This window comes from Cupriavidus sp. GW821-FHT02F09 (assembly GCF_059421605.1).
In genome coordinates, this window is record NZ_JBWKVH010000001.1 from 286,536 (window position 1) to 312,190 (window position 25,655).

Genomic DNA, 25,655 nt, shown 5'->3' on the forward strand with positions numbered 1-25,655 from the left:
TTCAGCCGTTGCGTTGCACGAGCACGCTGCGCAGGTCGGCCACGTGCTCGCCGTCCTGGTTGGTCACGCGCGTCTCGCGCACCACGAAGTCCAGCGCGCCGCCCTTCTTCTCGTAGATGTCGGTGATGCGCGTCTGCAGGTGCAGCGTGTCGCCGGCGTATGCCATGCGGTGGTAGTCGAAGGACTGCTCGCCGTGCAGGATGCGCTCGACCTTGATGCCAAGCTCGTCGCGCCAGGCGCTTGGCGGCTGCACCAGTTCCAGCGAGAAAAGGAAGGTGGGTGGCAGCGGCAGGCCCGGGTGGCCGGCGTCGCGCGCGGCGGCTTCGTCGAGATAGATGGCCCTGGTCTCGCCGGTGGCCTTGGCGAAGAAGCGCAACTGGCTGGCGGCAGCGGTGGTGCGGAAATCCGCAATCACCTTGCCAATGAATTTCTTGTCGATCATGAGGTTGACTCCGTCGAATGACCGGTAAGCGCGATCAAGCGTGCTTCTTGTAAACCGTGACGACGCACGCGCCGCCCAGGCCCAGGTTGTGCGCCAGCGCCACCTTGGCGCCTTCCACCTGGCGCTGCTCGGCCGTGCCGCGGATCTGGTGCGTCATCTCGTAGCACTGGGCAAGGCCCGTGGCGCCGAGCGGATGGCCCTTCGAGAGCAGGCCGCCGGACGGGTTGACGACCCAGCGGCCGCCGTAGGTGTTGTCGCCGTCGTTGACCAGCTTCTCCGCGCCGCCTTCCTCGCACAGGCCCAGGCCTTCGTAGGTCAGCAGTTCGTTCTGCGCGAAGCAGTCGTGCAGCTCGATCACATCGACGTCCTCTGGGCCGATGCCGGCCTGCTCGTACACGCTCTGCGAAGCGGCGCGCGTCATGTCGAAGCCGACCACGCGGATCATGTCCTTGCTGTCGTAGGTGCTCGGCGTGTCGGTGGTGAGCGCCTGGCCGGCGATCAGCACGTCGGTGCGCAGGCCGCGCTTGCGGGCGAATTCTTCCGAGACCACGATGGCGGCGGCGCCGCCGCACGTCGGCGGGCAGGCCATCAGGCGCGTCAGCACGCCGTCCCACAGCATCGGCGATGCCAGCACGTCTTCCGGGGTGACGATGTTGCGGAACACGGCCAGCGGGTTGCGCGCGGCATGCTGGCTGGCCTTGGCGCGGATCTTGGCGAAGGTCTCCAGCTTGGTGCCGTACCTTTGCATGTGGGCCCGGCCCGCGCCGGCAAACTGGCGGATGGCGCTGGGCAGGTCGGTGCGGTCGACCAGTTCATTGACCACATTCAGCGCGCGTTCCAGCGCCGGCGCGCGGTCGCTCCACTTGGAGCTGAGCGCGCCCGGCTGCATGAACTCGAAGCCCACCGCCAGCGCGCAGTCGACCGCGCCGCTCTGCACCGCCTGGCGTGCCAGGAAGAGGGCCGACGAGCCGGTGGCGCAGTTGTTGTTGACGTTGATGACCGGGATGCCGGTCATGCCTGCGTGGTAGAGCGCCTTCTGCCCGCAGGTGGAGTCGCCGTAGACGTAGCCGGCATAGGCCTGCTGCACGTCGGCGTAGTCGATGCCGGCATCTTCCAGCGCCTGGCGCACGGCGTGCGCGCCCATCATGTCATAGGTTTCGCTGGTGCCCGGTTTCTTGAACGGGATCATGCCGACGCCAGCGACGAATACTTTACGGGTCATGTTGCTCTTCCTTCAGGGATTGACGATTAGCGATGGGAAATGGAGATTGCAACTCACATCTTTCGCGAGATCAGGTCGCGCATGACTTCGCTGGTGCCGCCATAGATGCGCGTCACGCGCGAGTCGGCAAAGGCGCGGGCCACCGGGTACTCCAGCATGTAGCCGTAGCCGCCGTGCAGCTGCACCATCTCGTCCAGCGCCTTGCCCAGGGCCTCGGTGGCATAGAGCTTGGCGATCGCGGCTTCTTCCAGCGTCAGGCGGCGGCGCACGTGCTCGGCCAGGTAGTGGTCCACCAGCAGGCGCACGGCCACGGCTTGCGCCTTGATGTCGGCCAGCTTGAATTTGGTGTTCTGGAAGTCCCACACGGTCTGGTTGAACGCCTTGCGGTCCTTCACGTAGTTGATGGTGTGCTCCAGGCAGACTTCCAGCTTGGCGGCAGCGCTCACGGCGATGCTCAGGCGCTCCTGCGGGAGTTCGCCCATCAGGTAGGCAAAGCCCTTGCCTTCCTCGCCCAGGCGGTTGCCGACCGGCACGCGCACGTTGTCGAAGAACAGCTCGGCGGTGTCCTGGGCATGCTGGCCCACCTTGTCGAGCTTGCGGCCGCGGCGGAAGCCTTCGCGGCTCGCTTCCACCATGATCAGGCTGACGCCGCGCGAACCGGCGCTGGGATCGGTCTTGCACACCATGATGATCAGGTCGGCGTTCAGGCCGTTGCTGATGAAGGTCTTGCTGCCGTTGATCACGTACTCGTCGCCCACGCGCACGGCGGTGGTACGCACGGCCTTGAGGTCGCTGCCGGTGCCCGGCTCGGTCATGCCGATGGCGAGGATGGCTTCGCCGGAGCACACCTTGGGCAGCCAGCGTTGCTTTTGCTCTTCGTTGCCCAGGCGGTTGATATACGGGGCAATGATGTCGGAATGCACGCCGAAGCCGGGGCCGCTGACACCGGCGCGCGCAACTTCCTCGTTGAAGACCGCGCAATGGCCGAAGTCGCCGCCGCCGCCGCCGTACTCGGTCGGCAGCGTGATGCACAGCAGGCCCTCGCGGCCAGCCTTGAGCCAGGTCTCACGGTCGACCACGCCGGCCTTGTCCCAGGCGGCCTGGCGCGGAACGCATTCGCGTTCGAGGAAGCGGCGCACGGTGGTGCGGAACATTTCGTGGTCGTCGCGGTAGACGGTGCGGGTGACTTGCATGTAAAGCTCCGATGGGAATAGGTTGGGGCTTGGTCCGGTGTTAGCGTGCGCGGGCGACGTCTGCCGCGGGTTCTGCGTGGAACAGCTGTTCGACGAGATGGGCGCGGCGCGCGCGGGTGGCGGCCTGGTTGACGTAGCCCTTCTCCGCCATCTCGTTGGCGTCGATCGAGGGCGGCTCGGCCATCAGCATCAGGCGCTGCACGCTCAGGCTGGCGCCGTCCTTGCCCTGGGCGCGCAGGCGTTCACTCAGCGCATTCACCACCAGCGGGTGCTGGACCAGCGCTTCGGCGTCCAGTTCGGCCAGCTCCGGGGCTAGCGAGCGGCAGGCGGCGAGGTTAGGCCACGCCAGCGCGGCAAGGTAGTTGTGATCGTGGCCGCAGATGACGGCATCGGTCAGCAGCGGGGCGCATTGATCGATCAGTCCCAGGCGCACGGCGCCGGTGCGTACCCAGGTGCCGTTGGCCAGCTTGAAGTCCTCCACCACGCGCCCGGCGAACACCAGCCCGCGGGCCGGATCGGCCGGGTCGGTCAGGCGCACGGCGTCGCCCAGGCAGAAATAGCCCTCATCGTCGAACGCCGCGGCGGTGAGGTCGGGGCGTTTGACGTAGCCGGCAAAGACGAAGGGGCCGCGCATGCGGATCTCAAAACGCCCGTCGCCACCGTCGAGCGGTACCAGCTTGACTTCGGCGCCCGGCATCGGCACGCCGACGTTGCCGACGTCGTCGGTGGCCCAGGTGCAGGACACGCCCATCGCAGTGGTTTCCGTTGCGCCCAGGCCCGAGCCGAACACAATGTGTTCGCCCACGGTCTGCTCGGCCACGCGCTGGATGCGCTGGAACACATCGCGCGGCAGGCTGGCGCCGCCATAGCCAAAGCTGACGACATTGGCTAGCAGGCTGCGCGCCAGCACCGGGTCGCGTTCGAGTTCAGTGGCCAGCGCGCTCCACGCGGACGGCACGCTGTTGAACAGGGTGGGCGAGACTTCGCGCAGGTTGCGCACGGTGCGCTGGATCAGGCCGGGCAGGGGGCGGCCATCGTCGATGTAATGCGTGGCGCCCAGCACGATGGCGCGTGCGAAGTTGGCCACGCCGCCCAGGCCATGGTGCCAGGGCAGCCAGTCGAGGAACACCGCCTGCCGCTCGATCAGGGCGGCGAGGTTCTCGGCGTGATAGGCGGTCACTGCGTTGAGATTGCTGTAGGCAACGGCCACGCCCTTGGGCACGCCGGTGGAGCCGGACGTAAACAGCACGCGCACGGTGTCGGTGGGCCGGATGGCGGCATGTGCCTTATCGAGTGCGGCCAGCCGCGCTGGCGTCAATGCGGTGGCCGTCAGCGTGCTCCAGGCGTGCTGGCCGGCGGCTGCGCCGTCCACGGCGATGACGGCGCCCGCGGGGCAGTCCAGGGCCGCGATGGCGCGCTCGAAGGCGGCTGCCGACTGCACGAACAGCACTGCGGGCGGCACCAGTTCCGCCACCGCCTTGAGCCGCGCGAAATCGCGGCTGACGGTGGAGTAGGCGGGAGACACCGCAGCCGCGGGTACGCCGGCGTAGTCGGCGGCGAGCAGCATGACGGCCTGCTCGATGGAGTTGCCGGACAGCAGCATCAACGGGCGGTCCTGCCCCAGGCCGAGATCCAGTAGCGCGGCGGCAACGGACTGCACCTGGCGCCACAGTTCGGCCCAGGTGATGGTGCGCCATGCGCCTTGCCCGTCGCGTTCGCGAAAGGCGGCGTTGGCGCCACGGCGTTCTGCCCAGTACGGCAGGAAGTCGGCCAGGCCTTGCTGGGGAATCTTGTTAGCGGGGGCGTCGCTGCGCAGCAGCAGCGTGCCGTCGGCGCGACGCTCGACGAGCGTGCGGCGTTCGGGGAAGCAGACTGGCCGGTACTTGTGCTGTGGCGTGGCGGGATGGTCGGCGGGAGCCGGTTGGTGCCCGGCCGCTTGCTTGCTCATTTTGGCTTGTCTCCTGGGCTGGATGCGTTTTTTGGGCGCGTCAGCCGGGTGTTTTGGTATGGGTGATACGGTACTGCGAAGGGGGGATTGGGATAACCACCCGCGTTAGGTGGTTTGGGGAATCAGGGGACTTTGACAGCCGTGGTGCCGTTGTCAGCGGCGTTGGCTTTTGGACTCAAGTGCTGTACGACATCCCCCTGAGGGGACTGGTCACAGTTCTTTGCAGCGCCGGCAAAGATGGTGACTGAACGCGCGGTGGGACTCCCGACCTCGTATGCTGTGCCGATTCCCGCACGTGTCGGCGGCGGGGAGGAAGCCGCGAAGCGTCAGAGTGCCGCTCATGCGGTGAGCGGTGAGCCGCCTGGGCTGGCATGGCGTGAATCTGCCCCTGGTGTTTAACGTCTGGAATTTAACGTTTGACGTTAAACGTGTTGCGTTATAGCATGGATAAACATGATTCGAACCTTCGCGAACAAAGCGACCGCAGCCGTGTTTGCCAGCAAGTTCGTCAACAGCCTTCCGCGCGAGATCCAGCGGGCTGCGTTGCGCAGGCTCCGGGCGCTCGATGCCGCGATAGCGGTTGAAGATCTGCGCGCTCCGCCGTCCAATCGGCTGGAAGCCCTCAAAGGCGATCGGAAAGGCCAGTGGAGCATCCGGATCAATGAGCAGTGGAGAGTTTGTTTCCACTTCGACAACGGCGATGCCTATGACGTGGAAATCGCCGACTATCACTGACCATCGAGGCCACCATGACGATCAAACGTGAAGACCTGAACAAGGTCGATTTCTCGGATGTGGCGACCGGCGAAGCGATCGAGCCGATCCACCCGGGAGAAATCCTGCGCGAGGACTTTCTCGATCCCTTGAATATGTCTGCGCATGCGCTCGCGATGGCCCTGCACGTGCCGGCACCGCGCATCAACGACATCGTGCGCTGCCGCCGTGCCATTTCGGCAGATACCGCGCTGCGCCTGGCACGGTTCTTCGGAACGACGCCGGAGTTCTGGGCGAACCTGCAAGCGGCTTACGACTTGCGCATAGCCTGGGCTGCCGCAGGCGACGCCATCGCTCGCGAGATTCAACCGCTGGCGGCGTGATGGCAGGCTAGCCTATGCATCCAACTCCATATCCCGGACCCTGGCGACCGCCTCATCCCGGCTAGTCACTTCCAGCTTCCGGAAAATGTTCCGAAGATGCCACTTCACGGTCTCGGGCGACAGCCCCAACATCCGAGCAATCTTCTTGTTCGGCAGCGCTTGCCCAAGCAGTTTCACCACATCCACCTCGCGCTCGCTAAGCGCCTCGCCGCCGGCGGCGACCGCCGCCTTTCCATCAGGCAATGCAGGCGTACCAGCGCCAACGCCGGCCTGTGCGGACCGGGCCGCCCGTAACCGCTCAATATAGAACGCTAGCAACGGGTCCGGCGTTTTCCCGTGCGTTATCTCCTCGACCAGGTCGAGCCCCGCCGGGTCCGCGTCGAGCAGGCTGCGCACCAGCCCGAGCCGATGTCCCCGCCGCAATGCCGCCAGCATCTGGTCCCGCGCGGCGTCCGCCCGCCCGAGCCTGAAATCCACAACGGCGCTTTGCCATTGCAACTGCGCCACATGCCGCTGCCACCCCCGTGCATCGCACCGCGCAATCAGCGGCGCCAGCCGCTGCGCCGCGCCGGCAAGGTCGTCATGCGCCAGGCACATCTGGATCCGCGCACGCTCGGCCACCACGCGGATTTCGTCCAGCGCGCTCGGCTGCGCGTGCGGGTGCCGTGCGTCGATGACGTTGAGCCTTGCCAGCGCGGCTTGCGCGGCGTCCGGGTCGCCGCCGGACAGGTGGCGCTGGATCTGCTCGCCCAGGCTATGGGCCAGCAGACGGTCTAGCCCGAGTTGCGTCGCGTACTCTTCCAGCCGCTCCAGGCAGGCAAACGCGTCGAGCTGATGGCCGGCTGCCCAATGGGAGGCCGACAACACTTTGAGCACCCGCAGCACGGAGTCGGGAATCGACACGCGTTCGAGCACGTCGACGCGGTCCTCCAGCAACTTGCACGCGCCGGCGATGTCGTTCTGCTCGTACAGCACTTCGCCGAGCAGCGCTGCGGCGAAGTAGCCGGGCTCGGCTGCGGCGCTGCCGGCCTTTTCGGCTTCGAACAGGACGTCGCGGCAGATGCGCTCGACCTGGATCATCTTGCCTTCCAGCGCAAAGCTGAAACCCACCATGCAGCGGCCGTTCAGGCTGCCGCCGGTGGTGCCCACCAGTGGCGCGCCTTCGACCAGCAGGGGCGGCGCTTCGGCCTGGATGCGGCGGGCGCGCTCGTACTCGCCCAGGTGCATATACAGCCACGACAGCAGGTTGTTGCGCGCGCCGATGGTCATCGGCTCGGCCTCGCCGGGTGTCTGCAGCAATTGCGGCAGCAGCGCGAGGGCGCCATCGGTATCGTCGCGTTGCACTGCCAGCGCGAAGCGCAGGATGGTGAGGCGGTAGCGGGCGTTCTGGTCGGATTCGGGAATGTCGGCCAGAAGGCGCTCGATGCTCACCGTGCAGGCGTCTAGTTCCCGCGCGAAGATCTGCATCTGCAAGGTCAGAAGCCGCAGCTTGATGCGAGCCTGAACCTGCTCGGCCGGCAGCAGGCGCACCAGCCGGATCACCTTGCGCAGCTCGCCCCTTGCGCTCAGCGTGCCAGCGTACGTTTGCACGAGATCCGCGGCTGCGGCGGCTTCTCCGGCCAGCACGGCATGGCGCACCGCTTCCTCCAGCAGGCGGTGCGCGCGGAACCAGTGCCAGGCGGCGGCATGCACGGCGCGCTGCTGGCCTTCGCTGCGCGCGCGAAAGCGCGCCAGCAACGTCTCGCGCAGCAGCGGGTGCAAGCGGTACCAGGTTTCGCGATCCGGGCCATCCACCGGCGTGATGAACAGGTTGTCGCTGTCGAGCCGCGCAAGCAGGGCAACCACCTCGGCCGATCCCTGCGGCTGGTCGTTCAACGCCACGCACAGCGAGGCGCAAAAGCGCTGGCATGCGGCCGCGCGGACCAGCAGCTCGGCTTCGGCCGGTGCCAGGCGCGCCAGCACTTCGCGCTCAAAGTAATCGGCAAAGGCGCCCGCGTTCTGCACATTGGCGCGCACGAAACCGTCGGCGGCGGATGTCCCGCCGGCGGGTTGCTTGCGCCGTTTCCAGTGCGTGGCAAACAGCTGCAGGCCGGCCACCCAGCCATCGGTCAGTTCATGCATCAGGCGCGCATCGCGCGCGGCAATGTCGCCCAGTTGCGCCTTCAGGAATTGCTCGGACTCCGCCAGCGTCAAACGCAGGTCGCGCTGGTCCAGTTCCAGCACCAGGCCCTGGTCGCGCAGCCGTCCGAGCGAGAGCGGCACGCTCCCACGCGATACCAGCACGATATGCAGGTTGGCCGGGGCGTAATCGAGCAGCCATTGCAAGGCTTCATGCACGCGGGCATCGGTGAGGTGTTGCAGTTCATCCAGAACCAGCACCAGCTCGCGCGGATGGCTGGCGACGCCGTTCACCAGGGCCAGCACCGTGCGCTCCACGGCCTCGGCGTCCACGCCGCGGCCGCCCAGCAGCGCTGCCTCGCGCGTGATGGCGGGATCGATCTCGGCCAGGCTGCCGAGCAGGGAATCCAGCCAGCGCGCCAGCTCGTTGTCATCGGCCGAGACGGTTAGCCAGGCCACATCGAAACCGAGCGAAAGCAGTGCCTGGCGCCAGGCCAGCAGCGTGGCGGTCTTGCCGCAGCCGGCAGGGCCTTGCAGCACGATCACGCGGCGCCGCCGCGCTTCGGTCAGCTGGGCCAGCACGCGCTCGCGCGCGAGCACCCTGACGGTGTCGCGTGGCGGCTGCCGCTTGGCATGGCCGGTGGATTCGGGTGGCGTGGAGGGGCTTTGCGGCATAGGCGACCGGTGCCTTCTGGTATCCGGGCGCTGGTCGTGCAAGCCAGCGTCAGGGTCGGGGTCAAGCGGAATGGTGATGCATTGTACAGGCGGCCCGAAGCGATGCGCAGCGTGATCCGCTTGTCTTGCGGCGCCTGCCCGGGCGGGCGGCCACGCGAGCCACCCGGATCAGGTGGGCGGCCCCAAAGCGGGGCGTTCGCCATGCCACCCTAGTATATATTTTGCGCAATCCGCGAATGGCGCGTCTTCCCGGTCACGCGCAAGGTGACACCCAATGTCATACGCAATGTCACACGCAACATCAGCATGCAACATCAGCACGCCCGAACTTAACCGGGGCAGGCCGGCGCCCGTTTTGCGCGCCGATTGGCCTGCATCGCCGAGAGCCGAATTTCGATGGAACGGAATCATCCCGCCCCCACTACCAAGCTGGTGCCGCCCCGCCTTGGCAGCCGCTCGATCCCGCGCGAAGACCTGCTAGCCAGCCTGCACGACGCGCGCCAGCGCAAGCTGGTGCTGATCACCGCCGGCGCGGGCTATGGCAAGACCACGCTGATGGCGCAATGGCGCCAGAAGCTGATCGGGGAAGGGGCCAGCGTGGCCTGGCTGGCGCTCGGCCCCGAGGACGAAGCACCGGAGGCCTTTTGCGCTTGCCTTGGCGCCGTCCTGCCGCCGGCGCGGCTCGCGCCCGGGGCGCTTGCGCCATCGCCGGAGGATGCGCTGGCCGCCCCGGAGCGGCTGGCCGCCAGCTATATCCAGGCGCTGGCCATCGCGCGCGAAGAGTTCTACCTGATGATCGACGAAGCCGATCGCATCAGCCACCCCGCCAGCCTCGCGCTGCTGCAAGCCATCCTTGACGCGCGGCTGCCCCACCTGCATGTCGTCGCGGCATCGCGCAAGGCGCCGCCCCTGTTGCTGGGGCGTCTGCGCGCGGTGGGAGAGCTTGGCGAAGTGGGCTGCGCGGACCTGGCGTTTTCCTTCCCCGAGAGCCTTGCCTTCCTGACGGCGCATCTCGACGCGCGCGTGGGCCTGGATGCCGCGACGCGGCTCCATGCGCTCAGCGCCGGCTGGCCCATCGGCCTGCAGCTGATGTCGGCCTCGCTGAAGGCGGGGCAGCGCCATCCCGCGCGCCTGCCCACGCCGGTGCCTGCTGCGGATAGCCTGCACGCCTACTGGTCGGAAGACGTCGTGGCCGGGCTGCCGGGGGAACTGCTGGCCTTCATGCAAGACTTGTCCGTGCTGCCGCGTTTCAATGCGGCGCTGGCGGGCTTTGTCACGGGCTCGGGGCAGGCCGCCGCCCTGATCGATGCGATCGATGCGCGCGGCCTGTTCCTGCTGCCCGCGCAAGCGCAGGGCGATGGCCAGTGGTTCCGCTTCCATCCGATGTTCGCGGCCTTTTTGCGCCAGCGCCTGGCGGCCAGCCAGGAGGACGTGGCGGGTCTGCACCGGCGGGCCACCGAATGGTTTGTGCGGCAAGGATGCTTCGCCGAGGCCATTCCGCACGCCTTGCAGAGCGAGGATTTCGACGCGGTTGCCAGCCTGGTGGAGCGTTCGATGCCCGCCTTGCCCAGCGTCAGCCAGCTAAGGGACTTCCGGCAGTGGATCGAAGTCGTGCCGCCTGCCCGGCTGGCAAGTTATCCGCGCTTGCTGCTGCTAGCCGCCTGGGCCAGCGCGGTGACCGCGCGGCCCGCGCAAGCCGATGACTGGATGACCACCCTGGAGGCGGCCAGGCCCGGCGCCAAGGCGTCGCGCCATGGCAGGCTGGCGCGCGCCGTGATCGCCATGCAGCGCGACGACGTGGCGCAGCTCGATGCCATCCTGGCCACGCTTGCCAACGTCCCGCTGGGCCTGGCGCCACTGGAGCACATCCGGCTTGGCCTGACCGTGCGCTGCTTGTCCGTGCGCGGCTGCCATGCCCAGGTGCGTGACCTCCTGGCTTCCCCCGCGGCACGCGCGATGCGCGCCGGCACGGGCGAGCTGGCGCTGATGGCCAGGGCCACCGCGGCCAGCGCCATGCTGCTCGAGGGCAATGCACTGCAAGCCGAGCCCCTGGCCTGGGATGCGCTCGCCGAGGCCGAACGCCACCATGGCCATCGCTCGGTCAGCGCCTGCTACTGCGCGGCGGCGGCGGCGGCGGTCCTGTACGAACGGGATCAGACCGGCGAAGCACGGCAAGCGCTGGCCGATCGCCTCGACATGCTCAGGCTGTCGTCGCCTGACGTGGTGCTGCGCGCCGCGCTATGCCACACGCGTTTGCAAGTGCTTGGCAACCAGACGCACGAAGCCATGGCATGGTTGAGCGAGATCGAAACGCATTTTCGTATCCGCGGCATCGAGCGTGGCGTGGCGCATCTGGTATCCGAGCGCCAGCGGATCGTGCTCAGGGGCGGGGACTGGCGCTACGCGCAGTCCTTGCAGGCCAAGCTTGATGACCTGGCAACGGGTGGTGCGGGCAATGGCAATGGGGTTCGCTCGGCCGAGATCGTGGCGGTTGCCGCGATCTCGCGCGCCAGGCTGGCGTTGGCCATGAACGAGCCGCAAGGCGCGTTGCTGGCCCTGGAAGGCGCCCGCGCCACGGCTACCGCATTTGGCAGGGAAGGGTTGATCGTCACGGCCGATCTGCTCCAGGCCCTTGCGCTCGAAGCGCTGGGACGGCGCGGCGAAGCCCTGGCGTGCATGGAGTCGGCGTTTGCCACGGCCTACCGGCTCGGGCTGGCACGCACGCTGCTGGACGAAGGCGAGGGCGTTCGCGCCCTGCTTGGCTGCCTGGCCCGGCGCAAGGACGGCGCGCAGGACGACTATCTTGCCCGTTTGCAGGGGATGCCCGCAGCCGCGCCCACGCCCATTCGCGATCGCGTTGCCGTGGCGGCGATCGCGCAGGGATCGGTGGCGCTGTCGGGGCTGACCCGGCGGGAGAAGGAGATACTCGGCTTGCTGGAGCAGTCGATGTCGAACAAGCGGATCGCGCTGGCGCTGAATATCAGCGAACTTACGGTGAAGTGGAATCTGCGGCAGATATTTGCCAAGCTCGGCGTTTCGCGTCGCTACGATGCCATCCTGGCTGCGCGCAGGCAGGGGTAGCAGACGAGGGCTGGCTAAGCAAGCGCGCGATTGTGTTTGTGCCGCTCTCCCGCCAGCGCAAGCGCGGGGGCGGGAGAGTGGGAGGAAGAAGGCACTGGCGTTCGTTACCACGCCGCCCCCGCACGCTCCCCCCGCCTTAGCCTCTCCCCGCTTAAAAGATCTGCCGCAAGCCAACCGTCACGCCAACCATGCTCTTCTGCCCGGTCATCTGCGGGTAGTTGAACGCAAAGGCAGTTGCGGAGCTATCGAAGCTCAGGCCGCCGTTGCGCGCGTAGCCAGCCGAGACGTACACGTCCGTGCGCTTGGAGAAATTGTAGTCGGCGATAAAGCTGACCTGCTGCATGTTGGCCGGATTGGTCTGCGCTGCGCCGACGGCAGCGCGGGCCGACTTCACGTCGGCGTAGTAGTAGGCAAGCGAGAGTCCCACCGCGGGCGTGACCTGGTAGTTGACGCCGGCCCACCAATAGTCGTCGCGCAGCAACGTGCTGCCAGTGCTGAAATCAGCCTTGTTCCAGCGGTAGCCGCCCATGACCTTGAGCGGGCCCGTGGTGTAGCTGGCGGCGCCGGCAAACTTGCGGACCGTGCCGGGCTGTCCCACCGTGACGGCTGGCCGCCATTCGTCGTAGGCCAGCGATGCGCCAAAGCCGTTGCTCAGGTACATCAGCGAGCCGCCAAAGGCGGTGTTGTCGCTGAAGTGTCCCGGCGTTTCCCCGGCGCCGCCGTTGGCCAGGGCGGTGCTGGCATTCAGCACGGATACGCCGGTGCCGAACGAGTAGTGCGCCACTGCCTGGAGCCCGCCGAACTGGCCGGTGTACTTGACCATGTTGCTTTCGCGGTAGTTCAGGCCCATCCACCAGATACCCGGCTCATAGGTGGCCGCGAACCGCAGCGGCGAGAAGTTGGCGAGGCCATCGAAGAAGCTGGTGTACTGGCGGCCGAGCGTGATCTTGCCATAGTCGTTCTGCAGGCCGACGAACGACTGGCGCCCGAACAGCACACCCGACTGCAGGGCACCGGTATCGGGCTGGAAGCCGCTTTCGAGCACGAACAGCGCTTTGTTGCCGCCACCCAGGTCTTCCACGCCGCGCAGGCCCCAGCGCGATGCGGAGAGGCCACCAACGCTCGGTTGCGCGAAGCGGCTGCCGCCCACCGTCGGTGTTGCCGGCGAGGCGGCCACCTTGTTGACGTACTCGACCGATGCGTCGATCACGCCATAGAGGGTAACGCTCGATTGTGCCTGTGCTGCGCCGCTCACTGCGCACAGCGCTGCCAGCGCGACCAATGTTCTTTTCATGCTATGTCTTCTCCTTATGCTTGTTATCAAAGTCACCGGGAACCAGCCTCCTCGTCGGATCCCGTGATGTCATTAGAGCGTGGCGCGCTTTTTCAGGACCCACCCAAAAGGGAGTGAAACGCGGCGATGGTGGTTTAAATCCCGCAGAAATCCGGCCCGGCGGTCATTACCTATTGACGGATGCGAGAGAGGTTTTCTCGCAGCGTGCGTCAGTTGGGCCGTCAGCGTCGTCAGTTGCGTTGTCAGTTGCGTTGTCAGTCAGCTTTGGCCCCGGTCGACTTGATCAGCCGCGCCATCACCGGTTCCAGCGTCTCGAAGTCGCGCTTGAAATCCGCCGACGAACTGCCCACCGGATCCAGCCCAAGCGGTTGGAGCCGCGCTTTCATCGTTGTGGAGTTGACGGAGGCGCGGGCCTGCGTTTCCAGCAGGGCGAGCACTGGCGCTGGTGTGCCCGAGCGCGCCATCAGGCCGACCCAGCCGGGCGGGCTCAGCTCCTGGTCCTTCAAGCCGACCTCGCTCAGGGTCGGCACGTTCGGCAGGTCCTTGACGCGCTGCTTGCCGACGATGGCCAGTGCGCGCAGGCGACCGCTCTGGATCTGCGGCCCCAGGGTGCTGACCGAGCCAACGGCCCAGGAGATGTTGCCGCCGATCATGTCCTGCACCATCGGCGCTTCGCCCTTGTAGGCGATATGGGTCATGTCGAGCCCGCGGGACTGGTTCAGGTAGGCCCCCAGCAGATGCGGGAAGCTGCCCGTGCCGTAGGAGCCATAGCTGACCTCGCCTTTGTTCTGCGCGGCCCAGTCGAAGAACTCCTGCATGTTCTTGGCCGGTACCTTGCTGTTGACCGCGAACACGATCTGCCCAATGCAGATCTCGGAGATAAAGGCCAGGTCGCGCCGCACGTCGTAGGACACGTGCGAGTAGAGGTACGGCGTATTCATGATCGGCGCGGAATGCGTGATCAGCAGCGTGTAGCCGTCCGGCGCCGCGCGCGTCAACGTCTGTACGGCCAGCATGCCGGCAGCGCCGGGCTTATTGTCGACGATGATGGTCTGGCCCAGGCGCTTGCCCATGTCTTCGGCAAGCGCGCGGGCGATGGTGTCCGTTGCGCCGCCGGGCGGCGCTGGCACGACGAATGTGATGGTGCGCGCGGGATAGGCCTGTGCGCCGCACAGCGCGCTCCAGGCAAGAGCGGCAACGGCAAGAAGGGCTTTTTTGCGCATCATGTTTGACCTCGCTGAGTTGGGAAGGGCTTCTCAACTGCGACGGTAGGGGATGCGCAGATCGCTGTAACCCGCCATATTGGCGGGGCGGGATTCCACTATGCGGGTGAACCCGGTGGACCCGGTGAACTGGCTGGCGGTCGGCGGCGGTTGGCGGCGCACAAAAAAGAACTCCGGCCAGAAGGCCGGAGAGCAAGACCCCGCTGGCATCGAGCGCCGGCAGGGTGGAGACAAGGAGAACGCTGCCCGCCGTCCGGTTAGCTGCTGTGGTTGAGCATACGGTGACGCGGGCCGCGGCACCCCTGCCAGAAAGCAGGGGTTGTGCCGGCGGGTTGGGTCCGTGGGCTAGGTCAAAAAGGGGGGGGCGTCAGGCCGGTGCGTGGCCTTCCAGCGGCGAAACGCTTGCCGTGTGGCTTGGCCTGCCATCGCTGTTGCCCAGGTAGAACACGCCTGCCGCGTGCAGCGCGGTGCGGTCCCCGACCATGATCCGGCAGTTCACGTTGGCAACGCGCCGGCCTTGCTTGAGCATGTCTACATGCGCCTCCACCCAGTCGCCGGCATGTACCGGGCCAAGATAGTCGACGCTCAGATGCAGCGTGCGAGGCTGCAGGGTGCCGAAGCGGCGTACCATGACGACCCCGAATGCGCTGTCGGCCAGCATGGCCATGAAGCCGCCATGCACGATGCCGATGGCGTTCAGGTGTTCGTCCGCGATGCGCACGCCCAGGACGGGGCGCTGCGCGTGCAGATAGAACTCGCCGCAAAAGCGCATAAAGCCCTTGGTGCCGGCGACGGGCTCGAAGCCGTCCGGTACGCCGCGGACCTGCGGATTCTGAGGTGGCAGGATCGCCGTGACGGAAGATTGCAATTGAGACATGGCGTTCACTCTATGATCAGGGGCGCAGGGGGCCGTGCTCAGGCGTCCTGCTGGAAGCCAAGCCCACGCTCGCGCAAACGCGCGACCGCCTGCGCATCGAACCCCCAGTCGCGCAGCGCGGCGCCACCGTGTTCGCCACGCGCGGGCGCGGGCCCGTTGATCTCTGACGGGGTGCCGAGAAAGCGCGGCGCCGGTCCCGGCTGCACCACGCCGGCCACTTCGACAAAACTGCCGCGGGCGCGGTGCTGCGGGTGATGGGGCGCCTCGGCAAAGCCCAGTACGGGTGCCACGCAGGCATCGCTGCCTTCGAACACGGCGCACCATTCGTCACGCGTGCGGGTCAGGAAGACCGCTTCGAAGTGCTGGCGCAGCACCGGCCAGCCACTGCGGTCATGCTGCTTGGGCAAGTCCTTGCCGGCCAGTCCGAGCTTTTCCAGCAGTTCGGCATAGAAGCGCGACTCGACCGCGCCCACGGCCATGAAGTGGCCGTCGCTGGTGCGGTAGCTGTCGTACCAGGGCGTGCCGCCGTCGAGCAGGTTGCTGGCGCGCTCCTCGCGCCAGTTGCCCGAGGCCAGCAGGCCCCAGACCACCGCGCCCAGCTGCGCCGCGCCTTCGATCATCGCCGCGTCCACCACCTGGCCCGCGCCGCCGCGCTGCACATTGAGCAGGGCCGCGACCACCCCCAGGGCCAGCAGCATGCCGCCGCCGCCATAGTCGCCCACCAGGTTCAGCGGCGGCACCGGCGCCTCGCCGGCGCGGCCGATGCCGGACAGCACGCCGGACAGCGCAATGTAGTTCAGGTCGTGCCCGGCGCGATCGGCCATCGGCCCGGTCTGGCCCCAGCCGGTCATGCGCCCATACACCAGCTTTGGGGTGCGCGCCAGCGCCACGTCCGGCCCCAGGCCAAGGCGCTCCATGGTGCCGGGGCGAAAGCCCTCGATCACCACATCGGCGCGCTCGATCAGTTCCAGCGCCGCCTCGCGCGCCTCGGGCTGCTTGAGGTCCAGGGTGACCGAGCGACGGCCACGGCCGGTCACGTCCACCCGCTTGCCGTTGGCGGACTTGGGGCCCAGGTCGGCGGGCGCTACCGGCCGGTCGATGCGCAGCACGTCCGCGCCCATGTCGGCCAGCAGCATGGCCCCGAACGGGCCCGGCCCGATGGCTTCGAACTCCACTACGCGAATGCCGCTTAGTACACCCATTGCTGATCCTGTGATCGGTATGGCCGGGCGCGGCGTGGCGTCCTGGCCGTATTGGAAGGGGCCGGAGCGGGCGAATGCCTCCGGCGTCATGGGGCAAAGTAGAACAAATTGCGGCCATGCGCGGACCTACCCGCGTCGGGTAGGCGGCCACCCCGGGCGTCCGCAACGGCATATCCGGCCCCTATAATCCAGGCACCAGATTCCTTTGCGATGGCACGCTGCCCCCAACCCGGAAAGCAGCGCTTAAAAGGCTTTCCAGCATGTCCGACTCCGGCGAGCAGCGGGCGGGAACGCGCGCTTCACCCGAGCGCCCGGTCCAGCCAATCACGCCCACCAAACTCACGCCGCCGCGCGGGGCGCGCCACCTGATGCCCCGCGAGGCCCTGATGGCGCGCCTGCTGGAAGCGCGCCGCCAGCGCTGCGTGGTGATCCAGGGGCCGGCGGGCAGCGCCAAGACCAGCACCTTGCTGGCCTGGCGGCAGGCCTTGCTGACGCTGGATTTCGATGTGGCGTGGCTCTCGCTGGCGCCGGAAGACAATGACCTGACCAGCTTCTTCAATGGCCTGCTGGCCAGCCTCGCCGCGGTGGATGCGGCCATGGTGCGCGAAGCGGCCATCCTGATGGGGCGCGATGGCGACGAGTCCGCGGCGGAGCATTGGGTGATCACGCTGGTGCGCGGCATTGCCAGCCGCCGGCGCGAACTGGTGTTGATGCTGGACGACGTCCACTTGCTTGACGACCCCCGGATCTTCCAGGCGCTGCGCTGGCTGCTCGACTACGCGCCGCCCCACCTGCATGTGGCGCTGGCCTCGCGCAACGCGCTGCCGCTGTCGCTGGCGCGCCTGCGCAACCAGGGCCTGGCGACCGAACTCGACCTGCGCGACCTGCGCTTCTCGCCGGAGGAGTCCGAGCGCTTCCTGCGCGACCAGCTTGGCCGCATCGACAAGCGCGACGCGCAGGTGCTGCACGAACTGACCGGCGGCTGGGCGGCCGGCCTCCAGCTGTTCGCGATCGATCTCAAGGGCAAGCAAGGGGCGGCCTATGCGCGGGTGCAGGTGCGCGATGCGCAGACGTTCGCCAGCTATTTCGAGCGTGAGGTGCTGGTGCGCCTGACCAGCGATGAGCTGCATTTGCTGACGCGCATGGCCGTCTGCCACCGCTTTTGCGCCTCCCTGTGCGCCACGCTGCTGGGCCGCCCGGATGATGCCGGCGAGATTGCCGTGCGGCTGGCGCACCTTGACGCGGACGACTTGTTCATCACGCAGATCGGCAGCGGCCAGGATGGCGAAACCTGGTATCGCCTGCACCCGCTGTTGCGCGAAGTCCTGCTCAGCCGGCTGGCAGGCCTGCCGAGCGCCGAGCAGCACGTGCTGCACGCGGCCGCCTGGCACTGGTTTGGCGCCCAGGGGCACGTCGACGAAGCGGTGCGCCATGCCGTCCAGGCCGGCGACGCGGCCGCCGCGGCGGACCTGGTGCAGACGTGCGCGCACGACCTGCTGGCGCGCGGGGAACTCAGCCAGCTGGCAGGCCTGGTGCGCCAGCTGCCGCCGGAACAGGTCACGGCCCGCTTCGACCTGCACCTGGTGCTGGCCTACCTGCAGATGTATGCCGGCGAGGTTGACGCGCTCAGGCAGAGCATCGCGCAGATGGCCGCCCAGCATGACCGGCTCGGGCCCAGGCAGCGCTATGCGCTGGCGCTGCTGCGCGGCGGGCTGGCGCTGCAGCGCGACGACACCGACTCGGTGGTCGCGTTGCTGCCGGAGTTGCAGCGCGTGCCGCCTGACGCCGATGATTTCACCTATGCCGGGCGCGGCAACATCCTGTCGTGGATGTTTATCCACCGCGGCGAATACAAGCAGGCACGCAGGGTGCTGGAAGACGGCGCGCTGCACGGCGGCGCGCCGCGCGGCGTCCTGCTGGGACGCTGCATGGGCGGCATGACCCACGCCGCCGAGGGCCAGTTCCTGCTGGCCGAGCGCATCTTCTGCGACGTGCTGGCCGAGGCAGAGCAGCAAGGCCCCGCCTACATCGGCATTGCCTGCATGGCCGCGGCGCTGCTTGGCGAGGCGCTCTATGAGCTCAACGATGTCGACGCCGCGCGCGAATTGCTGGAAAAGCGCATCGACGTGCTGGAGCGCGTCTCGATCCCGGATACCGTACTGCGGGGCCTGACAGTGCTGGCCAATGCGCACTGGCTGGGTGGACGCCGGCTGGAGGCGCGCGCCTGCCTGGACCGCCTTGAGGATTACGCGGCGCGCCATCGCGTGGACCGCCTGCTGGCCAATGTGCTTTATCGGCGCGCGCGCTGGCTGCTGGAGGAGGGCGAAGTCGACGCGGCGGACGCCGTCCTGTTGCGCCTGGAAGCGCTGGCCGCGCGCTATTCGGGCGCGGCCCGCAGCACCGCGTGGGAAATCAGCGTCTGCGCCCAGGTGACGCGTATCCGCATGTGCCTGCATCACAACGATTTCGACGGCGCCATCGCACGCCTTGCGACGCTTAACGCGCTGTCCGAGGCCGGCGGCCGCTGGTGCCGCGTGGCCAGCCTGCGCGTGCAGATGGCGCTTGCCGAGCAAGGCCGCGGCAATTGCGAGGGTGCTCGCCGGCACCTGGTGGAAGCCCTGCGCCTGGGGCACCGGCTTGGACTGATGCGCAGCTTGCTGGACGTGTCCCCGCGCTTGCGAGGCATGCTCGAAACGCTGGCGGTGGAAGAGGGGTTCGACCCCGTGCTCGGCTTCTATGCGCAGCGGCTGCTGGCGGCCACGGCCCAGGCCCCGGCCGAACTGGAGGTGGCGCTGCGTGCCCCCGCCGCGGCCAATCCGGCGCTCGACAGCCTCAGCGAGCGCGAGAACGAAGTGCTCGGCCTGCTCGCACAGGCGTTGCCCAACAAGAAGATCGCGCGGGTCCTCGGCGTTTCGCTGGACACCGTCAAGTGGCACCTGAAGAACATCTACGGCAAGCTCGATGTTTCCGGCCGCGATGAAGCGGTGGCCCGCATGCGCGACCTCAACATCGCCCAGCCGCAGCACCCCCACGCCAGCCGCTAAAGTCCCCACCCCTACTCCACCGGGGTGGGTACTTTCTCCCGCCCGGCGCCCAGAATACTTCCATCAAGGCAGCGATCCCCGGTCCGGACTCACCCGGGCTCCCACGAAGGACGCTGGCCTGGCAACCCGATCAATGAGGAGCCTCTGGTGGAAATCAAGCGCACCGTCTATCGCGACGACCATGAAATGCTGCGGGAAACCGCGCGCCGCTTCTTCGAGCGTGAATGCCTGCCGCGTCAGGCGCAGTGGGACCGGGACGGCCTGGTCGATCGCGAGACCTGGCTCAAGGCTGGCCGCGACGGCCTGCTGTGCGTGACCGTTCCCGAGGAGTACGGCGGCGGTGGAGGCGATTTCGGTCACTCGGCGGTGCTGGCCGAGGAGTACCACCGCTCCGGCATCTCCGGCCCCAGCTTCTCGGTGCACTCGGACATCACGGCGCCGTATGTCGTGCGCCTGGGCACCGAAGAGCAGAAGCGCAAATGGCTGCCCCCGATCTGCCGCGGCGAGAAGATCCTGGCGATCGCCATGACCGAGCCCGGCACCGGTTCCGACCTGAAGTCGATCCGGACCACCGCCGTGCGCGATGGCGATGACTTCATCATCAACGGCAGCAAGACCTTTATCTCCAACGGCCTGAACGCCGATATGGTCGTGGTGGTCTGCAAGACCGACCCCAAGGCCGGCGCCAAGGGGGTGAGCCTGATCATGGTGGAAGCCGACCGCGAGGGGTTCCGCCGTGGCCGCAAGCTGGAGAAGGTGGGCCAGCGCGCCGCCGATACCGCCGAGCTGTTCTTCGACAACGTGCGCGTGCCGGCCAGCAACCTGATCGGCAATGAGAACGGCGGCTTTATCCACCTGATGGAAGAACTGCCCCAGGAGCGCCTGATCATCGCGGTGTACTGCGCGGCAAGGCTGGAGCGCCAGCTGGAACTGACCGTGCAATACGTCAAGGACCGCCGCGCCTTCAACCAGACGGTGTGGGACTTCCAGAACACCAAGTTCAAGCTCGCCGACGTCAAGGCGCAGGCCGTGGCCGTGCGCACGATGGTGGACTACTACATCGCCCAGCACATGGAGCGCAAGCTCACGCTGCAGGAGGCGGCCATCGCCAAGCTCTTCGCCACCGAGACCATGTGGAAGTGCATCGACGAAATGGTGCAGCTGCATGGCGGCTACGGCTACATGCTGGAGTACCCGATCGCGCGCGCCTTTGTCGACATGCGCGTGACCCGCATCTTCGGCGGCACCAGCGAAGTGCTGCGCGACCTGATCGCCCGCAAGCTCTAAGCCGCACAGGCATACCGAACATACCCTGATCCAGGAAACCATCATGAGCGAAAAAGTACTAGTCGGCGGCGTGGGCATGATCCCGTTCGCCAAGCCCGGCGCAAGCCTGAGCTACACCGAGATGGGCGCCGAAGCCGTGCGCCGCGCGCTGGCCGATGCCGGCATCGGCTACGACCTGGTGCAGCAGGCCTTCGCCGGCTACGTCTATGGCGACTCCACCTGCGGCCAGACCGCGCTGTACGAGGTGGGCATGACGGGCATCCCCATCGTCAACGTCAACAACAACTGCTCCACCGGCTCCACCGCGCTCTACCTGGCGCGCCAGGCCATTGCCATGGGCGACGCCGACTGCGTGCTGGCGGTGGGTTTCGAGCAGATGCAGGCCGGCGCGCTGAAGTCGCACTGGGATGACCGCCCGGTCACCCGCGCGCGCTTCCAGCCGATCATGCACGGCCTGACTGCGGATATGGCCCACCTGCCGCAGGCGGTGCGCACCTTTGGTGGCGCCGGCCGCGAATACATGCAGCGCTATGGCGCGCGCCTGGAAACCTTTGCGGCGGTGCGCGCCAAGGCCAGCCGCCACGCCGCCAACAACCCGCTGGCGCTGTTCCGCAAGGTGGTGACCACCGAAGACGTGATGAACGACACCGTGCTGTTCCCCGGCGTGCTGACGCGCCTGATGGCTTGCCCACCGACCTGCGGCGGTGCTGCCGCCATCCTGGTGTCGGAGCGCTTTGCCAAAAAGCACGGCCTGCGCACCGACGTGCAGATCGTGGCCCAGTCGCTCACCACCGATCCACCCGCCTCGTTCGACCCGCCGTCGATGCTGAACTATGTCGGCACGCATATGACGCGCTCGGCAGCCAACAACGTGTATGAGAAGGCCGGCATCGGCCCGGAAGACATCGATGTGTGCGAGCTGCATGACTGCTTCGCGCAGAACGAGGTCATCTGCTACGAAGCGCTTGGCTTCTGCCCCGAAGGCGGCGCGGAGAAGTTCGTGATGGACGGCGGCAACACCTACGGCGGCCAGGTTGTGGTCAACCCATCGGGCGGCCTGCTCTCCAAGGGGCACCCGCTGGGCGCCACGGGGTTGGCGCAATGCTATGAGCTGACCCACCAGCTGCGCGGCACCGCCGACCAGCGCCAGGTCAAGGATGCGAAGCTCGCGCTGCAGCACAACCTGGGCCTTGGCGGCGCTTGCGTGGTGACCCTGTACGGCAAGAACTGAGGCAAGGGCAAGTCCGCCCGAAGCGATAGAGATGCGAGCTGCAAGCCGGCACGAGCCGGCCGCCGCATCCAGATTGGAGACAGAAAATGAAGATCTCGCTACCGATGCGCCTGCTTGGCGTTGGCCTGGCCATCTCGATGATGGTGCCGGCGCTGGCCGCCGCGCCTTCCGCCGCGACTGCCGACAACTTCCCGTCGCGCCCGCTGCGCTTCATCGTGCCGCTGACCCAGGGCAGCGGCTCGGACACCGTGACCCGTTTCGTGGCGGACCAGGTGGGCAAGGAGCTGGGCCAGCCCGGCATTGTGGAAAACCGTCCCGGCGCGGATACGCTGATCGCCGTGCAGAGCCTGCTCAACGCGCCGGCTGACGGCTACAGCATCCTGCTGATCACGCCGAGCTCCATGGTGATCAACCCGCTGGTGCATGACAGCCTGCCTTATGATCCGCAGCGCGATATCCGCCCGCTGGCCAGCGCCATCCGCAGCACCTCGGTGCTGGTGACGGGTGCTGCCTCTGCCTTCAAGACCTTCGACGATGTGCTGGGCGCCGCCCGCAAGAAGGCCAGGGCGGTCAGCATGGCCAACTACAGCTACCACTACCGCCTGGGCGGGCTGCAGATGCAGCAGATGGCGGGCGTGGAGTTCAACCACATTCCCTACAAGGGCGCGTCGCAGGTGCAGTCGGACCTGATGGGCGGATCGGTGGACCTGGCGCTGATGGACGTGGGCGGTGCGCTACCGCTGATTCGCGCCGGCAAGCTGCGGCCGCTGGCAGTGACCGGCAAGGCCCGCCATCCGGAGCTGCCGGCTGTGCCTACGGTGCGCGAGAGCGGCCTGCCCAACTATGAGCTGTCCGTGTGGATTGGCTTTGGCGTCAGCAGCAAGACGCCGGAACCCATTGCGCACAAGCTTGAAATGGCTTTGCTCAAGGTGATCGACAAGCCGGAGTTCAAGGAGTTCGCCGCGCGCACGGCGTATGCCGAAGTGATCGGCCAGTCGGGCAAGCAGATGACCACCATGATCGGCTCGGAAATGGTGCGCTACCGGCAATTGGTCAAGACCTACGACGTCAGCGCGCGCTAAGGCTGCAAGCCGGCGCTGGGTTGCGCTCAGCGATGGAATGCCTCACACACAAGCCCGATGAACCACAGAATTAGCAATCAAGGATTCGCCATGCAACAGCTTTGCAAGGATCGCGTTGTCGTCATCACCGGCGCTGGCCGGGGCCTGGGGCGCGAGTACGCGCTGGAGTTCGCGCGGCAGGGCGCCAAGGTGGTCGTCAACGACCTGGGCGGGAAAGGCGATGGTTCGGGCGCGGCCAGCGGACCCGCGCTGGAAGTGATCGCGCAGATCCGGGCGATGGGCGGCGAGGCCCTGGCCAACTTCGACGACGTGGCCGACTGGGCTGGCGCGAAGAATGTGATCGACGCCGCCATCCGCGAGTTTGGCGGGCTGGATGTGCTGGTCAACAACGCCGGCATCCTGCGCGACCGCACGCTGGTCAACATGACCGAGGAAGACTGGGATTCGGTGATCCGCGTGCATATGCGCGGCACCTTCGCGCCGTCGCGCCATGCCGCCGCGTACTGGCGCGAGGAGTCCAAGGCAGGCCGCCAGCGCGTGGCGCGCCTGATCAATACCAGCTCGTCGTCGGGCCTGTACTGCAACGCGGGCCAGGCCAACTACGGCGCGGCCAAGGCGGGCATTGCCGCGATGTCGGTGATTGCCTCGCGCGAGCTGGACCGCTATGGCGTGACGGTCAACGCGATCTACCCGACCGCGATGAGCCGCCTGACCGAAGACATCTTCGCGGCCCGGCGCGCCGAGTTCACGGCCGGGGCGGCGCCGGGCTTCGATCCGCTTGACGCCGGCAACGTGGCGCCGCTGGTGGCGTGGCTGGGCAGCACCGAGTCGAGCGATATCACCGGGCGCGTGTTCGGCGTACGCGGCGGCCGCATCACCGTGGCCGAGGGCTGGCATGCCGGCCCGCGCATGGAAAAGGAAGGCCGCTGGCTGGCCGAAGAGCTGGGCACGCGGATCCCCGAGCTGGTACGCCAGGCTGCGGCCAATGCCGACACCTCCGGCGAGATCCCGGGAGCGGCGCGATGACCAGGATCCCGAAATACCTGGGCGACCACGCCGAGCTGACGCCGGATAAGCCGGCCGCCATCAACGGCACCACTGGCGAGATCCTGACCTACCGCGAGCTCGACGCGCGCTCCAACCGCTTTGCCCAGTGCCTGCATGCGCTCGGCCTTCGGCGCGGCGACCATATCGCCATGGTGCTCGAGAACAATATGCGTTGCTTCGAGCTGTGCTGGGCTGTGCTGCGCTCGGGGCTGATGATCACCCCGGTCAACCGCTTCCTGACCGCGCCGGAAGCGGCCTACATCATCCAGGACAGCAACGCCCAGGTGGTGGTGACCTCCTACGCCATGCGCGAGCTGGCGGCGCAGCTGTCCGGCCAGATGCCCACCTGCCGCCTGCAACTGATGATGGATGGCACGATCCCCGGCTGGCACAGCTACGAGGAAACCACGCAGGCCTATCCTGCCGAGCGCCTGGCCGAGGAATGGATGGGCGCCACCATGATCTACAGCTCGGGCACCACCGGGCGGCCCAAGGGGATCATCCGCAACCAGCCCAACGGCATGGTCACGGAGGGCTCCGGCTCGGCGCGCCGCCCCCAGTTCGAGCGCTACGGCTTCGACGCGCAGACCATCTACCTGTCGCCGGCCCCGCTGTATCACACCGCGCCGCTGGGCTACGGGCTGGAGACGCAGTTCTGCGGCGGCACCATCGTCTTCATGGAGAAGTTCGACGCGGTGGAAGCCTTGCGCATGATCGAGCGCTATCGCGTCACCCACAGCCAGTGGGTGCCGACCATGTTTATCCGCATGCTCAAGCTGGAGGCGGAGCAGCGCCAGGGCTTCGACCTGTCCAGCCACCGCGTGGCCATTCACGCCGCGGCGCCGTGCCCGCAGGACGTGAAGCGCCAGATGATCGACTGGTGGGGGCCAATCCTGCATGAGTACTACGCGGCCACCGAAGGCAACGGCGTGACCACGCTCGACACGCAGGAATGGCTGGCCCACCCGGGCTCGGTCGGCAGTGCCTTGCTGGGTGTGCTCCATATCTGCGACGACGAGGGCAATGAGCTGCCGGTGGGGGAAACCGGGATGGTGTACTTCGAGCGCGACCAGCTCCCGTTCCACTACCACAACGACCCCGGGAAGACCCGCTCGGCGCAGCACCCCGTGCATCCGACCTGGACCGCGGTGGGCGACGTTGGCCGCCTGGATGCGCACGGCTATCTCTACCTGACCGACCGCAAGGCGTTCATGATCATCTCGGGCGGCGTCAACATCTACCCGCAGGCCATCGAGGACGCGCTGGTGGTCCACCCGAGCGTGGGCGACGCGGCGGTGATCGGCGTGCCGAACCCGGAGATGGGCGAGGAGGTCAAGGCGATCGTCGAGCCCGCCAGCGGCGTCGCGCCGTCGGCGGAACTGGCCGAGGAACTGCTGGCCTACCTGCGCACCAAGGTGGCCCGCTATATGGTGCCGCGCTCGATCGACTTCATCGACACCATGCCGCGCCTGCCGACCGGAAAGCTCTATAAGCAGCCGCTGCGGGATCGCTACTGGAAGGCGCCCGGCACCGCGGCCTGAAAGCCGAATGACGATATGGCGGGCCGGTAGCCGGTAGCCTGTAGCGCCGTC

The 25,655-nt window shown here is 67.5% G+C and carries 17 protein-coding genes and 1 pseudogene; 9 read left to right on the plus strand and 9 right to left on the minus strand.

Features of this window, described 5'->3' with window-relative positions; translation table 11 throughout:
• Window position 1 precedes the first annotated feature (1 nt).
• Genes AC07XB_RS01515 through AC07XB_RS01530 form a run of 4 tightly spaced genes read right to left on the minus strand, consistent with a single transcriptional unit; the run spans window position 2 to window position 4,805 of the window.
• Entirely contained in the window at window positions 2-442 is a 441-nt protein-coding gene (locus AC07XB_RS01515) for a MaoC family dehydratase N-terminal domain-containing protein (protein WP_458763728.1), read from the minus strand.
• Between the two features lie 34 nt (window positions 443-476).
• Complete coding sequence (locus AC07XB_RS01520; RefSeq protein ID WP_492827288.1) at window positions 477-1,664, minus strand: lipid-transfer protein; 1,188 nt, start codon at window positions 1,662-1,664, stop codon at window positions 477-479.
• A gap of 53 nt (window positions 1,665-1,717) precedes the next feature.
• A complete protein-coding gene (locus AC07XB_RS01525) occupies window positions 1,718-2,857 on the minus strand; it encodes an acyl-CoA dehydrogenase family protein (RefSeq protein WP_492827286.1) in 1,140 nt (379 codons plus the stop codon).
• Between the two features lie 40 nt (window positions 2,858-2,897).
• Window positions 2,898-4,805 carry a feruloyl-CoA synthase gene (locus AC07XB_RS01530; protein ID WP_492827284.1) on the minus strand — a complete coding sequence of 636 codons (1,908 nt, stop codon included), beginning with the start codon at window positions 4,803-4,805 and terminating at the stop codon, window positions 2,898-2,900.
• A gap of 453 nt (window positions 4,806-5,258) precedes the next feature.
• Between AC07XB_RS01530 and AC07XB_RS01535 the strand changes: the two genes are divergently transcribed.
• Window positions 5,259-5,540 carry a type II toxin-antitoxin system RelE/ParE family toxin gene (locus AC07XB_RS01535; protein WP_492827282.1) on the plus strand — a complete coding sequence of 94 codons (282 nt, stop codon included), beginning with the start codon at window positions 5,259-5,261 and terminating at the stop codon, window positions 5,538-5,540.
• A 14-nt stretch (window positions 5,541-5,554) separates the two neighbouring features.
• Window positions 5,555-5,893 (plus strand): annotated as a pseudogene (locus AC07XB_RS01540) (HigA family addiction module antitoxin); the annotation flags it as partial.
• A 21-nt stretch (window positions 5,894-5,914) separates the two neighbouring features.
• Here the strand turns inward: AC07XB_RS01540 and AC07XB_RS01545 are convergent.
• Window positions 5,915-8,695, minus strand: a complete 2,781-nt coding sequence (locus AC07XB_RS01545; RefSeq protein ID WP_492827280.1) for a winged helix-turn-helix domain-containing protein — start codon at window positions 8,693-8,695, stop codon at window positions 5,915-5,917.
• Window positions 8,696-9,091: 396 nt separating this feature from the next.
• Here AC07XB_RS01545 and AC07XB_RS01550 point away from each other — a divergent pair, with 396 nt between their 5' ends.
• Window positions 9,092-11,776 carry a winged helix-turn-helix domain-containing protein gene (locus AC07XB_RS01550; RefSeq protein ID WP_492827278.1) on the plus strand — a complete coding sequence of 895 codons (2,685 nt, stop codon included), beginning with the start codon at window positions 9,092-9,094 and terminating at the stop codon, window positions 11,774-11,776.
• Between the two features lie 151 nt (window positions 11,777-11,927).
• On the opposite strand, the gene AC07XB_RS01555 is transcribed toward AC07XB_RS01550, so the two are convergent.
• The 4 genes from AC07XB_RS01555 to AC07XB_RS01570 all read right to left on the minus strand — a co-directional run bounded on the left by AC07XB_RS01555 (window position 11,928) and on the right by AC07XB_RS01570 (window position 16,372).
• Window positions 11,928-13,070: a porin gene (locus AC07XB_RS01555; RefSeq protein ID WP_492827276.1), complete on the minus strand. Its 1,143-nt coding sequence runs from the start codon at window positions 13,068-13,070 to the stop codon at window positions 11,928-11,930.
• 254 nt (window positions 13,071-13,324) lie between these two features.
• Window positions 13,325-14,293, minus strand: coding sequence for a Bug family tripartite tricarboxylate transporter substrate binding protein (locus tag AC07XB_RS01560; protein WP_492827361.1), 969 nt, complete (start codon window positions 14,291-14,293; stop codon window positions 13,325-13,327).
• 367 nt (window positions 14,294-14,660) lie between these two features.
• On the minus strand, window positions 14,661-15,170 hold the full coding sequence (locus AC07XB_RS01565; RefSeq protein WP_492827274.1) for a PaaI family thioesterase: 510 nt from the start codon (window positions 15,168-15,170) through the stop codon (window positions 14,661-14,663).
• A 38-nt stretch (window positions 15,171-15,208) separates the two neighbouring features.
• On the minus strand, window positions 15,209-16,372 hold the full coding sequence (locus AC07XB_RS01570; protein WP_492827273.1) for a CaiB/BaiF CoA transferase family protein: 1,164 nt from the start codon (window positions 16,370-16,372) through the stop codon (window positions 15,209-15,211).
• 260 nt (window positions 16,373-16,632) lie between these two features.
• On the opposite strand from AC07XB_RS01570, the gene AC07XB_RS01575 reads away from it, so the two are divergent.
• The 6 genes from AC07XB_RS01575 to AC07XB_RS01600 all read left to right on the plus strand — a co-directional run bounded on the left by AC07XB_RS01575 (window position 16,633) and on the right by AC07XB_RS01600 (window position 25,604).
• Window positions 16,633-19,416 carry a winged helix-turn-helix domain-containing protein gene (locus AC07XB_RS01575; RefSeq protein WP_492827271.1) on the plus strand — a complete coding sequence of 928 codons (2,784 nt, stop codon included), beginning with the start codon at window positions 16,633-16,635 and terminating at the stop codon, window positions 19,414-19,416.
• A gap of 147 nt (window positions 19,417-19,563) precedes the next feature.
• Complete coding sequence (locus AC07XB_RS01580; protein ID WP_492827269.1) at window positions 19,564-20,703, plus strand: acyl-CoA dehydrogenase family protein; 1,140 nt, start codon at window positions 19,564-19,566, stop codon at window positions 20,701-20,703.
• 43 nt (window positions 20,704-20,746) lie between these two features.
• Complete coding sequence (locus AC07XB_RS01585) at window positions 20,747-21,934, plus strand: lipid-transfer protein (protein ID WP_492827267.1); 1,188 nt, start codon at window positions 20,747-20,749, stop codon at window positions 21,932-21,934.
• 86 nt (window positions 21,935-22,020) lie between these two features.
• Window positions 22,021-23,016 (plus strand): Bug family tripartite tricarboxylate transporter substrate binding protein, encoded by a 996-nt coding sequence (locus tag AC07XB_RS01590; protein ID WP_492827265.1) that lies wholly within the window; start codon window positions 22,021-22,023, stop codon window positions 23,014-23,016.
• Window positions 23,017-23,106: 90 nt separating this feature from the next.
• Window positions 23,107-24,042 carry an SDR family oxidoreductase gene (locus AC07XB_RS01595; protein ID WP_492827263.1) on the plus strand — a complete coding sequence of 312 codons (936 nt, stop codon included), beginning with the start codon at window positions 23,107-23,109 and terminating at the stop codon, window positions 24,040-24,042.
• Entirely contained in the window at window positions 24,039-25,604 is a 1,566-nt protein-coding gene (locus AC07XB_RS01600) for an acyl-CoA synthetase (RefSeq protein WP_492827261.1), read from the plus strand. The genes AC07XB_RS01595 and AC07XB_RS01600 overlap by 4 nt, the downstream gene beginning before the upstream one ends.
• Window positions 25,605-25,655 lie beyond the last annotated feature (51 nt).

Excerpts from the sequence above, each read along its gene's own strand:
- AC07XB_RS01515 (WP_458763728.1), bottom strand. The coding sequence starts at position 442 with ATGATCGACAAGAAATTCATTGGCAAGGTGATTGCGGATTTCCGCACC.
- AC07XB_RS01520 (WP_492827288.1), bottom strand. The coding sequence starts at position 1,664 with ATGACCCGTAAAGTATTCGTCGCTGGCGTCGGCATGATCCCGTTCAAG.
- AC07XB_RS01525 (WP_492827286.1), bottom strand. The coding sequence starts at position 2,857 with ATGCAAGTCACCCGCACCGTCTACCGCGACGACCACGAAATGTTCCGC.
- AC07XB_RS01530 (WP_492827284.1), bottom strand. The coding sequence starts at position 4,805 with ATGAGCAAGCAAGCGGCCGGGCACCAACCGGCTCCCGCCGACCATCCC.
- AC07XB_RS01535 (WP_492827282.1), top strand. The coding sequence starts at position 5,259 with ATGATTCGAACCTTCGCGAACAAAGCGACCGCAGCCGTGTTTGCCAGC.
- AC07XB_RS01545 (WP_492827280.1), bottom strand. The coding sequence starts at position 8,695 with ATGCCGCAAAGCCCCTCCACGCCACCCGAATCCACCGGCCATGCCAAG.
- AC07XB_RS01550 (WP_492827278.1), top strand. The coding sequence starts at position 9,092 with ATGGAACGGAATCATCCCGCCCCCACTACCAAGCTGGTGCCGCCCCGC.
- AC07XB_RS01555 (WP_492827276.1), bottom strand. The coding sequence starts at position 13,070 with ATGAAAAGAACATTGGTCGCGCTGGCAGCGCTGTGCGCAGTGAGCGGC.
- AC07XB_RS01560 (WP_492827361.1), bottom strand. The coding sequence starts at position 14,293 with ATGCGCAAAAAAGCCCTTCTTGCCGTTGCCGCTCTTGCCTGGAGCGCG.
- AC07XB_RS01565 (WP_492827274.1), bottom strand. The coding sequence starts at position 15,170 with ATGTCTCAATTGCAATCTTCCGTCACGGCGATCCTGCCACCTCAGAAT.
- AC07XB_RS01570 (WP_492827273.1), bottom strand. The coding sequence starts at position 16,372 with ATGGGTGTACTAAGCGGCATTCGCGTAGTGGAGTTCGAAGCCATCGGG.
- AC07XB_RS01575 (WP_492827271.1), top strand. The coding sequence starts at position 16,633 with ATGTCCGACTCCGGCGAGCAGCGGGCGGGAACGCGCGCTTCACCCGAG.
- AC07XB_RS01585 (WP_492827267.1), top strand. The coding sequence starts at position 20,747 with ATGAGCGAAAAAGTACTAGTCGGCGGCGTGGGCATGATCCCGTTCGCC.
- AC07XB_RS01590 (WP_492827265.1), top strand. The coding sequence starts at position 22,021 with ATGAAGATCTCGCTACCGATGCGCCTGCTTGGCGTTGGCCTGGCCATC.
- AC07XB_RS01595 (WP_492827263.1), top strand. The coding sequence starts at position 23,107 with ATGCAACAGCTTTGCAAGGATCGCGTTGTCGTCATCACCGGCGCTGGC.
- AC07XB_RS01600 (WP_492827261.1), top strand. The coding sequence starts at position 24,039 with ATGACCAGGATCCCGAAATACCTGGGCGACCACGCCGAGCTGACGCCG.